This is a genomic window from Methanofastidiosum sp. (assembly GCA_035362715.1).
GTDB lineage: Archaea > Methanobacteriota_B > Thermococci > Methanofastidiosales > Methanofastidiosaceae > Methanofastidiosum.
In genome coordinates, this window is record DAOSDU010000001.1 from 137484 (window position 1) to 150327 (window position 12844).

Annotated in this window: 12 protein-coding genes and 1 tRNA gene; 7 read left to right on the forward strand and 6 right to left on the reverse strand. The window is 34.6% G+C overall.

Annotated features, from left to right (window positions below):
- Window positions 1-16: 16 nt before the first annotated feature.
- A tRNA-Phe gene (locus tag PLI06_00795) sits at window positions 17-91 on the reverse strand.
- Between the two features lie 120 nt (window positions 92-211).
- Between PLI06_00795 and PLI06_00800 the strand changes: the two genes are divergently transcribed.
- Entirely contained in the window at window positions 212-355 is a 144-nt protein-coding gene (locus PLI06_00800; protein HOI76136.1) for a hypothetical protein, read from the forward strand.
- A gap of 89 nt (window positions 356-444) precedes the next feature.
- Here the strand turns inward: PLI06_00800 and PLI06_00805 are convergent, their stop codons facing one another.
- The 4 genes from PLI06_00805 to PLI06_00820 are packed head-to-tail and all read right to left on the reverse strand — an operon-like array spanning window position 445 to window position 3849.
- Window positions 445-576 (reverse strand): hypothetical protein, encoded by a 132-nt coding sequence (locus PLI06_00805; protein HOI76137.1) that lies wholly within the window; start codon window positions 574-576, stop codon window positions 445-447.
- Window positions 577-585: 9 nt separating this feature from the next.
- Complete coding sequence (locus PLI06_00810) at window positions 586-1248, reverse strand: ECF transporter S component (protein ID HOI76138.1); 663 nt, start codon at window positions 1246-1248, stop codon at window positions 586-588.
- A 29-nt stretch (window positions 1249-1277) separates the two neighbouring features.
- A complete protein-coding gene (locus PLI06_00815) occupies window positions 1278-2930 on the reverse strand; it encodes an energy-coupling factor transporter ATPase (GenBank protein ID HOI76139.1) in 1653 nt (550 codons plus the stop codon).
- Complete coding sequence (locus PLI06_00820; GenBank protein ID HOI76140.1) at window positions 2923-3849, reverse strand: energy-coupling factor transporter transmembrane component T; 927 nt, start codon at window positions 3847-3849, stop codon at window positions 2923-2925. Before PLI06_00820 ends, PLI06_00815 begins: the two co-directional genes overlap by 8 nt.
- Before the next feature lie 120 nt (window positions 3850-3969).
- Here PLI06_00820 and PLI06_00825 point away from each other — a divergent pair, with 120 nt between their 5' ends.
- From PLI06_00825 to PLI06_00850, 6 genes are all read left to right on the forward strand, one after another.
- Window positions 3970-4935: an S-layer protein gene (locus PLI06_00825; protein HOI76141.1), complete on the forward strand. Its 966-nt coding sequence runs from the start codon at window positions 3970-3972 to the stop codon at window positions 4933-4935.
- Between the two features lie 9 nt (window positions 4936-4944).
- Window positions 4945-7842, forward strand: a complete 2898-nt coding sequence (locus PLI06_00830; GenBank protein HOI76142.1) for a hypothetical protein — start codon at window positions 4945-4947, stop codon at window positions 7840-7842.
- Window positions 7843-7906: 64 nt separating this feature from the next.
- Window positions 7907-8509 (forward strand): hypothetical protein, encoded by a 603-nt coding sequence (locus PLI06_00835; protein ID HOI76143.1) that lies wholly within the window; start codon window positions 7907-7909, stop codon window positions 8507-8509.
- A gap of 141 nt (window positions 8510-8650) precedes the next feature.
- Window positions 8651-9664 (forward strand): DNA methyltransferase, encoded by a 1014-nt coding sequence (locus tag PLI06_00840; GenBank protein ID HOI76144.1) that lies wholly within the window; start codon window positions 8651-8653, stop codon window positions 9662-9664.
- A complete protein-coding gene (locus PLI06_00845) occupies window positions 9654-10193 on the forward strand; it encodes a hypothetical protein (GenBank protein HOI76145.1) in 540 nt (179 codons plus the stop codon). The genes PLI06_00840 and PLI06_00845 overlap by 11 nt, the downstream gene beginning before the upstream one ends.
- A 76-nt stretch (window positions 10194-10269) precedes the next feature.
- Window positions 10270-11313 carry a DNA adenine methylase gene (locus PLI06_00850; protein ID HOI76146.1) on the forward strand — a complete coding sequence of 348 codons (1044 nt, stop codon included), beginning with the start codon at window positions 10270-10272 and terminating at the stop codon, window positions 11311-11313.
- Here the strand turns inward: PLI06_00850 and PLI06_00855 are convergent.
- Window positions 11300-12658, reverse strand: a complete 1359-nt coding sequence (locus PLI06_00855; GenBank protein ID HOI76147.1) for a hypothetical protein — start codon at window positions 12656-12658, stop codon at window positions 11300-11302. The two genes, PLI06_00850 and PLI06_00855, sit on opposite strands and share 14 nt — an antisense overlap.
- Between the last annotated feature and the right edge of the window lie 186 nt (window positions 12659-12844).

Here is a 12844-nt window from a genome sequence, read left to right on the forward strand (position 1 = left end):
TCTAATTGAAAAGGAGTGCCGCGGGCCGGATTTGAACCAGCGGAATACCAGATCTTCAGTCTGGCGCCCTCCCAGGCTAGGCGACCGCGGCTTACCTAATAAGAAGTGAATATTTTAGGGAATTTATAAACTTTTCCCCCTAACTGTTTTTCTGCATTTTACGCCTAAATTACAGAAATATTTATATATTATGGATGGCGACACCATCCATATGAACAATAAATGCATTATTTGTAAATGTGAATTAGAAAAGAATATTTACATAATCTGCGGAGAATGCTATGAAAAATATATTTCCCAATTAGAATCAAATAATAACTACTCGAAAAGAGAGAGCGTCTATGTTGCGGATTGAAATATCAAACAAAGATATGAACGATGAAAAAGCTAATAAATTGATATCAATTATTTCTGCAATCGCAAACAGCGAGTCCCTAGAGGTAGTTATAATTGAAGAATAAAGTCATTATAAATTTCCCAAAAGATGTCAGGGAATATTGCCCCAAATGCAAATGTTACCTTTATCCTGTGAAAGATCACATTTGTCACTTCTGCAAAAGTAAGACCGTCCAACATAAAGAATAACTACATTCTTTCAATTGTAAATCTTTTCTTGTATCTTGTTAGAATCTTAATTGTCCTTTCGCCTATTATTGCCATGAATAATCCATTGCCAAATGCATGGCTAACATCCCACCCGATACTAAGGACATAAGTCCTAACAAAAGTTTCAAATGTGTGTGGTTTCACAAAAAAGGCAAAGTGCCAAATATTCATTATCCAGCCGTAGAGAAATCCCCAAGCGATTGCAAACACCATAATGAATTTAAAGTTAATATCTTTTTTACCAAGGTAACCTGCTGCGAGCCCTGGGAGCCCCCAGCCTATCATCTGTAGGGGTGTCCATGGACCATGCCCTAAAAAGAAGTTTGAGACAAATGGCGTCAAAGCCCCCACGAAAAAACCTGCAATAGGGCCATAGACAAGTCCGGAACAGATGATCAGTGTCGTACAAGGCTGTATCCCTTGAAAATTAGAAAATGGAATTCTTAAGACTGCCGATATCCCAGAAAGCATTGCTATAAGCGTAAGCTGCTTTGTGCTGAACTCTTTTTTTTCAAACTGGTATACAAAAGAAAATATCACAAGGACAAAAATACCTATTATCTCATATGGCCAGAGCTTAACTATTGTCCTAGACTCATCAAATACTAAGCCTCCGCCAAAAAGGAGTATAGCTATTGCCACAACGATTAAGGGGAATAAATCACTTAGTTTTATTCGATCACCTTTAATATTTCCTCAACTGTCAAGGTATCGTCAGGAATGCCATATTTAGCGTAGGGCTGCACCAACCTATTAATTTGCGGAGAGAAGAGCAGTGCCTTTGATAGTACGTCTCTCTTATTGCCATCAGAAATTATGTTACCTTCGCTTAGTAGGACAACTCTATCCGCAAATTCTGCCGCAGTCTCAACGTCATGCGTCACCACTATGACAGTCTTGGCCTTTTCCTTTAGGTAAGAAATCAGCTCTTTTTTCAAGTAGTAGTCCATGCCCCTTGTAGGCTCATCTAGTATCAGTATCTCGGGCTCTGAAACTAAGACTGATGCAAGTGCGACCCTCTGCCGCTCCCCGCCCGAGAGATCATGGGGATAGCTGTTTCTGTACTGATATATCTTAAATCGCCTGAGTATCCCCTCTACCTTCTTATCTATCAACTCTTTTTCCATGCCAAGATTCCTTAATACAAATGCAACTTCCTCCTGGACAGTGTCGTTGAAAAGGTGCAAGTTAGGATCCTGGAATACTATGCCAACTTTTTGGATGAGCTCATCTAATGAATAATCATTGATCTTTTTTCCAAATAGCTCTATCTTCCCCTTTCTCTGCTTTACAAGACCGTTCATAAGCTTTACAAGGGTAGTTTTACCGCTCGCATTTTTACCCATGAGCGCTATCATATCCCCCTCGTAAACTTTAAATGAAATATTTTTCAAAACATCCTTTTCGCCGTCATATGAAAAGAAAACTTTCTCCATGGAAATGGAAACTTTCCCAGAGCTATTTTTCCTCTCCCAAGCGATATTTTTCTTTGGATTAATCAAGACGTCTTTTAGGGCAAGCCTAGCTTCCTTTACTGTGAGGGGTATCCCGTTGTTTGCTATTTTGTCCTTGAAGTGAAGCGATAGCCTTGTCACTGGAGGAAGTCCGACTTTCCAGTTCTCTATGTGGGCTGATTTTATTTTTCTGGGGCTCCCGTCATAGATCAGTTTGCCGCCGTCGATCATGAGCATCCTATCTACGTGGTGAATGACCCTCTCTAACCTGTGCTCGACTAAAAGTATTGTAAGGCCGAGCTCATCGTTAATCTTTTCTATAACGTTTAGCACCTCTTCAGCGCTTCTTGGGTCAAGCTCTGATGTGGGCTCGTCAAGCAAGAGTATGCTTGGGTGCATTGCAAGTGCGGATGCTATTGCAACCTTTTGCTTTTGCCCCCCTGAAAGTTCTGATGTTGTCCTATTCCTAAGCCTTGAGATATTAACAGCGTCAAGCGCCTCTTCTATCCTCTTTTTCATAAGCTCATTTGGAAAGCATAAATTTTCCATCCCAAAGGCAATCTCCCTTTCCACTCTGTTAGATATCAGCTGATTTTCAGGGTCTTGGAAGACCATACCGACGAGCTCTGACATCTGGTTAGTTGGAGTTTCTGAAGCATTCTTGCCGTGGACTATTACCTCGCCCTTTATCTTCCCGCCATAGAAATTAGGGACGAGACCGTTTATTGACCTAAGGAAAGTTGACTTCCCACCCCCTGATGGGCCTGTTATGACTAAAAACTCCCCTTCCTCTATCTCAACATTTATCTTGTCAAGAGAGGGCTTTAGGGAATCAGGATAATAAAAAGAAAAATCATTGAACTTAATCATATGTCATCATCTCTTTGATTTTTAGCAAGGGCAATAGGAATACTTGGACTAGGAGGATGGCTAAGATATAATATGCTTCAGAATTTGATTTTACCAGGGAGTCTATCCTTTGGTAGAACTTAAAGACTCCAATACCTTGGGACACCATAAAGAGCGAGATAATTAGGGGCGCAATTGATACAAATATTAGAAGTATGTCCGAAGCAGAAATTTTAGTATCCTTATAGAAGCTTCGCTTTTCATACCTCCCAAATCCCCTTGTCTCCATGGACTCTGCGATCTGGACACTCCTATCGAGGCTCTTTGAAAGAAGGGGGAAGAATATGGCGCCGTATTTTTTTATTCGATCAAAAAGCTTTCCTTTTGAGAAGTCAACACCCCTTGACCTCTGGGCCTCCTGTATATTCTTTAGGTCAGAAAACAGGACAGGGACAAACTTTGTTGAGAGGGATGTTACAACTACAGACTTGTATGGCAGCCTAAGTTTTGTGACTGCAATCAAAAGGTCGTCTGGGTCTGTTGTGAGATTCAGGACTGCAAAAGCACCTAAGATTGCAGCAATCCTTATACACATTGTGAGTGAAAAGGCGAGCTCTTCTAAGGTAATATTTAGTATGCCAAATATGGGGATCCTAAAAGGCAACTGCCAAAGCACCGTCTCGCCATTAGCATTCACCAAAAGATTAAACAGTATAACGAAAGGGACAAAGAACACGACAAGTTTCATTACCCTTGCCCAATCGGAGAATATTTTTGACATCAAAGCCATAAGCAGTGAAGATAGGAATATTATAAACAGGATTATAGGGTGCTCAAAGATGATAGAAATCATAAGTATGGAAAAAAGCCATGACATTTTCAAAAATGGCGAGGCGTCATGGAAGACTGACCTTTTTCTTTTGTAGACAAGTTCGAGCATTTAATCCCTGGATGGTCTAGCCATCCGTATTATTTAACCTTTTCTAATTCTAAATCCGAAAACTATATATATGGATGGCTACACCATCCATACAGCAATATTAAACCGGAGGAAAATAAAATGAAAGGGATAAAGTTTAGGAATTTCTATATACTATTTGTATTTCTGATATTATTTGTGCAGTTGCCATCTCCATTTATTGCAGAGAGTATAGGCAACGTGCAATCTGCATTCTCCAATGGTACAGTCTTTGTAACGGGGAAGAGTGCAAACTCGCTTGACCTTCTTACAAGGGATACTGTCTCAAAAAGCTTCAAAGAAATGGGTGTTTTAAGCACAAATTCTTTGGACTTTGAAGCACCTTCCAATAAGCAGCTTGTTGTTGTAGGTGGGCCAGTAATTAATTCCAAGACAAAGGAACTAAATGATATTTTTGGAATAAAGTATGAGGAAACTCAAGATAGAGTATTGATTACTGCAAAAGACCTTACTCTATCTAAAGCAAAAATAGGCTCTGGGGAAGACATAGGGATCATCTACTTTGGGAAGTCAAATAACTCAAATGTCCTGATGCTATGGGGCGCGTCAAGGGAAGGTACTTTTGCAGCAGGGCTTATTCTAGAAGATCAGGCAAACTTACAGAAATACGGGAACTCACAGTTTCTACTATTAAAGTGGAAGGATAATAACGGTGACCAGTTTGTTCAAAAAGATGAGATAACTATCACCTCAGAAGCGCCTGCAATCTCAGTTTCTACAACTACTACAGAAGACAAAAACAATGTAACAGTTAATATCACAGCTGACTTTGGGAACAGTTACACCAAAGAATGGAAGGATGTGAAAGTTTCAAAAGACTCTACAATCTTTGATGCGATGAAGGCTTCTGGAATGAAGTTTGACTACAATATACAGTCACTGGGGGTCTTTGTTACTTCCATAGAAGGTCTTGCTGAAAACAGGTCCACTGGAAGATACTGGCAGTACTGGATTAACAATGACTATTCGCAACTAGGTATTTCCAATATTAAAGTGGCTAACGGCATGAGAATCGAGTGGAAATACACAGATTCGTTCCAAAATTAAGGTGAGCTTATGAAAAAAATTATTTCTATATTTATACTATTAGCTTTTGTACTATCTATAGTGCCAAACTACTCTGCGCAGGAACTGCCTGGAAGAGACTTCTTTATTGATGAAAATGGAAATCCCCAAGCTTTGATAGTTGTAAGTGAATCTGCCACTGCAAAGGACATAGAGAAAGTGGCGGAAGTTGTAACTAAAATTACAAATGAAACTTACTACAGTGTGACTGGTACTGATGAGAAGATAATATGGGAGTCTGGAAACTTCACTGAAGATGACCATGACAATGTTGCGCTTGGTTATACTGGTGTAAAGTCAAATATAGATTGGGGCTACAATTACAGAAGATTCACTACCCCAGCCTATTTCTTCTCTCACGGGGGTGACCCATCACCACTATCTCCGTTTTGTCCCTTTTATAAAGAGAGTGTAGAGGCTTTATTTGACGGGGATAGAAACACTAGGATTGTAGGTAGACATAATCTTGATTTTGCTAACTGGGAATTTTCAAAGGAAATTATTGTAAAGTTCAACGACTACAAAGAAATATCAGATATAAACTTTACATTTGAAAATTTAACTGATTATGATGTTTACTATCTAAGCAGCTACTGCCCTAATACTTCGTGGAATCTTACTGGTAATTGGCAACTTTTACCTGTGACAGGGGGATGGCCACGTGCTGGTTCTGCACCTAAAATAACAGATTCATTTAGTCTGACTCAGCCTGTTAAAACAAATGCATTGCTAATAGTACTAGACCCAACTTTTCCAAATATGCCTCCAAATCTTGCATTTCCTCATTCTCTATATGAATTTGAAGTAAAGGGAACTTCATTTTCTGTCCTTTATGGAAACAGTTACTATGTAGATTTCACTTGGGCAGATAAGACTCCAGGACAGGATAAAAATCTTCTAAAGAACTTGGATTACTGGATTGAGGATGTTAAAGAAACATTGCCTGGAGATTTTATCCAGACAGGCGGAAAGAGCTACTCAGTTGAAACGTCAAGCTATAATCTCCTAAGTCGACAAGTGAATCTTCTAAGAATGTACAAATATAACGAAGATCAAACTTTTCCGGATAAAACAGTTGGTAGAATTTTCTATGGAACTCCAAGGATATGGGAAGATGAAGAGTTCAAAGTTGGGCAAACTAAGACATACGGCGGCTACAAGGTAAAACTAGTTGATATCAACTGGGACAAGAGTCAGACAACAGTTAACTTTGACCACAAAACTGGAAAAGATTATCTAGGAGAAAAGAAGGTAACTGTAGAAGTTACAGACCCAGATGGCATTGTTAAATGGCATATAATGACAGTTGATTGTTGCGATAATACTCTTGTTGAGCTTTTTGTAGACACCCAAGCAGAATCAGATGCTGCAACAAAGGCAATTTGTAGATTGAAACAGGAAGGATACCTTTGTGATATTACTCCTATAATATTTCATTCAAATATGGGTGAATCCGCAATTGATCCATTATATCTTGAAGCGGCTAGATATCATTTTGCCGCAGGGGCTAGTGGTTCATGGCCATCCTATGCATACATCTATGGCTATGGATACGACTATAATGCAGCCACAAATTATCCAACATTAATCTTCAACGGAAACAAATCAAAAGCAATTCAAATACTGCCAAATACCGAAGACGTATATTATGAAGCGTTCAAAGCAGCATATGAATCAAATGTCAGCAGTTGCTGTGATGCAAAGATAGTTATCAACACAAACATGGACTCTGAAAGATTTACAACTACCAAAGATAAAGAAGCCCTAGTAACTGTAAGATTAAACAAAGATCTTCCAAATACAGAACTTTACCTTAATGTATGGGGTATAAGCTGCGATTGCTGTGCACCTGTTGTTACAGGGCTAATAACTTCACAATACTGGCAGAATATCAATAATTGGACAACAGAATGCAGTGAAAAAGTTGCAGATTACAATTGGAAGGACTTAGAGGGTGGCGACGTATACAGAACAGAAATTAATCTTTGCGGTACAAACTACTGTGGTATGGTAGCATTCCTTCAGGATAAAAATACAGGAAAAATTTATGGTTCTGCAATAAGGCATTTCACCCCAACCCCAGGTGCAAATCTATCGCCAGACATTGCTTCATCAGACTGTCAGTGTATCGTTGAGTATAACAAAGATCTAGACTGCGACAAATTGGAGGAAGAAGTAGAGTTTGCAATTGAAGGCGCTGATGTCGCTTTTGTTGGGATGGAGCACGATCTAGAGAAGAACATTGATGGCGAGATTAAGAAGCACATGATTGCAAAGTTTAATATCTACTCCCTTACAGACTACGGCTGCATTGACGACTGTGACTGCAACTACATATCAAACGACGGCTCAAAGTGGAAGTTAAAGTTCATGATAAACGACGGCAATGTTTACAGCCCCTGGGTGGATAGATGCCAAGATTGTACCAAGGATTTGCGCTCAATTAAGATCGAGCTCTGCGAACCAATCCCATTTGATTGCCTTAAAGAAGGTGCGGTATTCTGGGGTCCGGACAGGTACTTTAGAGTATATGTTGAAGACTACGATGAAGAGAAATACTATGTCAAATACAAGATACAGAGGGTTGACCTAGTTCCAAAGAAAGAGACAGTCAATGTGAAGGTTGAGCCAACTAACTTGATAAGGACAGACAAGCAAATTACAGCTACTGACAGAGCAAAATATAACATGATCCTCATTGGAAACAAGGACAATAACGAAGAAATAAAGAGGGTCTACGATATTGGAAACTTCATTGACTCTGAAGGCATGGTATACCTAAAAGACATCTACGGCAAAAAGGATATACTCATCCTAAACGCAACCAATGTGTCTGATCTAAACGAGCCAATCAAACAGCTTTCATATCTTCTTGATATGATACTATAATTTTTTCTTTTTCTTTAGTTTTTCAAACAAAAGTAATATATATTAACATCTCAAATTGATTGATATGTTTGAGAGAAGGATAATCCCGCAGGCAAACTTCACCAATGCAGACATCCTTATAGTGCTAAAGATCATTGAGAAGGAGGAAAGTATCGGGAGAAAGCTTCTATCAAAGAGAATTTTTCTAAATGAAACAAGTATTAGATCAATTCTTACAAAGTTAAAGGAAATGGATTATATTACTTCTTCTAGATTGGGCCATAAACTAACAAACAAAGGAAAAAATTATATTAGCAAATCTATTCAGTTTACTATGCCTGTTAAAGTTGATGCTATGAATCTTACACTGAATAAACAAAATTATGGATCTGTAATAAGCGGAGTATCTAATCAAATAAAAGACGGAATGGAACAAAGAGACAGGGCTGTTTTTGGAGGGGCAAAATCTGCAATTACATTAATTTATGCGAAAAATCATTTTTATCTACCAAAAATTAAGCCTGAATTAGAAATCCCAAATATAAAGATTAATCTAAATAAAGACTTAGAAAATGAATTATTGAATAAATTAGAACTGAAGGACAATGATGTTGTTATTATAGCTAGCTCCGAAGATGAAGAAAATGCATTTAGAGGAATAGTAAACGTTATAGATTTGTTTATTTAATTAATTGTAGTATTTGTCCAATGCTTTATCAATAATAAAATATATAATTAATATCTACATTTCCTAAAAATTATAGAAAAGTATATATCGACTTTGACAGAGTATAATTACCGAGTAGTAAATGTGAGTTGATATTCTAAAATGGATAAAATTAAACAAACAACATTGACCGGCGGATATAAAGAAGAAAATTTAGATTACTCTAATCCCAAGAAAATAAAGAGAAAATTAAAAGAATATGAAGTTGATATGGGGGAAAGAGGGATATATAACAAGAAAAATAAACTAAACGATTTAACTGGAAAAGAGTGGACTTATTTCATCAATTCTGTTCAAATAACTGATTTTGCCAATAATCAAGACGAATATGAATTATGGAAATTCTTACAAACTTCTATTATAGAAACTAAATACTCAACTAAAGGAGAAGATTCTTTTGGACATAATCTTAGAAAAACTCACCCTTCACCAAAACCCCCTCAATTAATGAGAGATCTTATTGCATTCTTTACAAAATCAAATAGTTGGATATTGGACCCTTTTATGGGTGTAGGCGGAACCTTACTAGGAGCTTCATTACTACCTGAAAGGAATGCTATTGGAATTGATCTTGAAAAAAGCTTTATTAGGATATATGAAGATGTTTGCAAACAAGAAAAATTAAAAAAACAAATAACTATATGTGATGATTCAAGAAATATTTTAAAAATTAAAGAAATAGAAAATATGAAATTCGACCTCATATTAACAGATCCACCTTACGCAAATATGCTTTCTCGTAAAAGAACAGGAGGCGATAGAAAGGATAAAGGGGCATTTACTAATGATGATAGAGATTTAGGCAACATGTCTTATGAATCTTTTTTTGTTGAATTAAGAGATATTATAGAAAAATCAGTTTCATTGCTCAAAAACAAAGGATATTTAGTTATTTTTTGTAAAGATATGCAACCCACAGATAAACACCATAATTTGGTCCATGCTGAAATAGTCGAAGAATTTATTAAAATACCTAATTTAAATTTTAAAGGTTATAAAATATGGTATGATAAGACCATTAATCTTTATCCATATGGGTATCCCTTTTCTTATGTATCAAATCAACTACATCAATTTATTCTAATATTTAGAAAGGAAGAAAAAAATGCCACCTAAGATATATCGAATACCTGAAGAATTAATGAAGGAAGCTATTGGTTACGCAATGGCCTCTAAAGAATACACTTCCAACAGACATGATTTTCATGAAGGAGGTCTTGATGCTAAAAAGAGAAAGATGCTTGAAGGTAAGATGGGAGAAAAGATATTTAAATTATTTCTTATTGAAAACAAAATAACTTTTAAGGAAGATCAAACTGATTTTACTTTACCTGACACTTATGATTTCATCTTGCCTAGTGGGTTATTAATTGATGTAAAAACAAGAACAAAAGATTACCATATTAGAACTTTAGAAATGAAGGAACAATTTGAGAGTAAGCCTAAAGACGTTTACGTTTCAGTAAGATTATTCCCAGAAGAAGAACAAGGGTTCATTGTAGGCTGGGCAACAAAAGAAGATATTATTAAAATAAATCGTATTGAAAACCATGGATACTTAGATAATTATGTTCTATATGACAAAGAATTAAGGCCAATTGATGAATTAATAAAACTAATAAACAATAGCCCATGTATGTTTTAAATAATGAATTAAAATTAAAATAAATAAAAAAATACATTAGTATTTAATTATACAAGTTATTTTCTAAGGGAATTAAATGAGATATATAGGAAATAAACAAAATTTATTAGAGTTTATATATTCAGTTGTTACCGAAAATTGTATTAATGAAAAAGTTTTTTGTGATATTTTTAGTGGAACAACTAGTGTTGCTAAATATTTTAAAGAGAGAGATTATACGGTGATTTCTAATGATTTTATGGAGTATTCTTATGTGTTTCAAAAAGCGTATATTTCAAATAATAATGTTCCAACTTTTGAAGGACTTAAATCTGAAGTAAATATTGCTTCTCTTCAAGACGCAATTAATTTTCTTAACGAAATACCCGGAATAAAAGGATTTATATATAATAATTTTTCTAAAGAAGGAACAAAAAATAAAAAACATGAAAGAAATTATTTTTCTTCTGAGAATGCTCAGAAAATAGATGCAATCAGGGAACAAATTCAAATTTGGTATGAAGAAAATAAAATTACAGAAAATGAATTTTATATTTTACTAACATCACTCCTTGAAATAATTCCATCAATTTCAAATATATCTGGAACGTATGGCGCTTTTCTGAAAATTGATGATCCGCGTAAATTTAAGAAACTTAATTTAGAAATACCGAGACTAATATTTAAAGGCAAAAATCATAGAGTATATAAAAAAGACAGTAACTTACTAATCAAAGAAATAGAATCAGACATTCTATACATTGACCCCCCTTACAATTCAAGGCAATACGCACCAAATTATCACGTACTTGAGACTATTGCAGTTTGGGATAAAAAAATAAAAGATAATAAAACAGGATTGAGAGACTATATATACCAGAAATCAGAATATTGTTTAAAAAATAAATGTATTTCCGCATTTGAATATCTAATAAATAACGCAAAGTGTAAATATATATTATTTAGTTATAATTCAGAAGGTATTATTCCTTATAACGAAATAATTAGAATTCTATCGAAAAAAGGTGAGATAAAAATATATACGAAAGAATATAGAAGATTCAAAAGTAATTCAAATGGAACTAATGAAAAGAAAATATTAAAAGAGTATATTTTTTATTGTAATGTTAGACGGGAATAATATTTTTTATTTCTTTCTTAAATATTGATGGTGCATTATCAGAAATAAATATTTCTCCAAGGCAATTAATTTGGACATAGATTTTATCGATAGTTACTGAGGTAGTTCCACCATATATAACTACCCCTCGAATAATTTTATAATCGGGGTAGTAATATTTAATATATTCTTCTTCAATCAAATAAAAATTATTTATCTCTTTAAGACCTTCCATTCTTCTTTCATATCTCTTTGCCTCTAGAGTGTATATAGTTTTATTAAGATCATCTCTGACAATTAAATCAGGTAAATAAATAATTCCATTACTTTTTTTATTTTTAATATATTTATGGACTGTCGTGGGAACTCCTTCATTTGTATAAAAATATCCTCTTTCACAACCTGCGTGATTTTCATAAATTACTGTATAATTATCAAGTTGATCTAGTAATAAATGTAAAAAAATAGAGACTATTTTTTCAGAATTGTTCTCAAAATGCCAATAATCTTTAGGTAAAATTGTTTTTGGCATTTTTAATCCATCAAGGACTATATTCAGCTCATTAGCTATTTGTATAAATTTATTTTTTATTCCCAGATTAGAATCAGATAATTTATGATTAGTAATAATTATTTCTTTATTCCAGCCCAAATTTCTTAATGTTTGAGATATTAGGGATAAAGCTCCAATATTAGGGTCATGACTTAGACTACCTGATTTATACAATCTTCCAGAAATTAAAATTTTATTTTCATGTTTATTAATAGTGATTGGTACATTTCCTTTAGGTGCTTTCCTCATTTTGGATTTAAACTCAATAATTTCTTCAATATTTTTAAAACTGCGAAATAGATTATCTTCTTGTATTTTTCCTATAATTTCTACACCAATTGTTTTAAGCAGTCGACTGCCAAAAATATTTGTTTCGGTAGGTTTAAAATTATCTTTCACTCTTAAATTATAAAGCATTATTTTTTTACAATTTGGATAATAAAGATTTACATAAACAAATTTTGAACTTCTTTGATATATTCCAGTATTTCGGGATTCCTTGTCTGAAGTTTTTGTTTCTTCTATTGCATATACAGGTTCTTGGCTTGAACAAGGTTCATTATCTGAAAAATAAATAAGAAAATCAACAAAACTGCTTCCGCCACTTACAATTCTTATAACAATTTGACTAAATTCAGGTATATGTGCTCCTTCCACAATATATTCAAATGAAAAATGATTCTCGATAAAAACCGGCTTAATAAATATTTTATCGACTTTTAGATCATAACTAAAATCTTCAGAAATTTTATTTAGTATTTGTTTAATCACTTCAACTTTAGGTCGTTCTTCTGCCAATATCCACAATTTCAACAATATTCCCCCAATTACTCAAAATACAGAATTGAGATTTATAGAGTTAACTCTTATTCTCAAAATGAACTTTATTAAAGGCTTTTAGATACTAAGGACATAGAAGAAGAGCGTGCATTTAGAGGAATTGTCCATGTGATTGATTCTTTTATCTAATATGGAGTTATTATATATTTTGAATTTCAA

Excerpts from the sequence above, each read along its gene's own strand:
- PLI06_00800 (HOI76136.1), top strand. The coding sequence starts at position 212 with ATGAACAATAAATGCATTATTTGTAAATGTGAATTAGAAAAGAATATT.
- PLI06_00805 (HOI76137.1), bottom strand. The coding sequence starts at position 576 with ATGTTGGACGGTCTTACTTTTGCAGAAGTGACAAATGTGATCTTTCAC.
- PLI06_00815 (HOI76139.1), bottom strand. The coding sequence starts at position 2,930 with ATGATTAAGTTCAATGATTTTTCTTTTTATTATCCTGATTCCCTAAAG.
- PLI06_00820 (HOI76140.1), bottom strand. The coding sequence starts at position 3,849 with ATGCTCGAACTTGTCTACAAAAGAAAAAGGTCAGTCTTCCATGACGCC.
- PLI06_00825 (HOI76141.1), top strand. The coding sequence starts at position 3,970 with ATGAAAGGGATAAAGTTTAGGAATTTCTATATACTATTTGTATTTCTG.
- PLI06_00830 (HOI76142.1), top strand. The coding sequence starts at position 4,945 with ATGAAAAAAATTATTTCTATATTTATACTATTAGCTTTTGTACTATCT.
- PLI06_00835 (HOI76143.1), top strand. The coding sequence starts at position 7,907 with ATGTTTGAGAGAAGGATAATCCCGCAGGCAAACTTCACCAATGCAGAC.
- PLI06_00840 (HOI76144.1), top strand. The coding sequence starts at position 8,651 with ATGGATAAAATTAAACAAACAACATTGACCGGCGGATATAAAGAAGAA.
- PLI06_00845 (HOI76145.1), top strand. The coding sequence starts at position 9,654 with ATGCCACCTAAGATATATCGAATACCTGAAGAATTAATGAAGGAAGCT.
- PLI06_00850 (HOI76146.1), top strand. The coding sequence starts at position 10,270 with ATGAGATATATAGGAAATAAACAAAATTTATTAGAGTTTATATATTCA.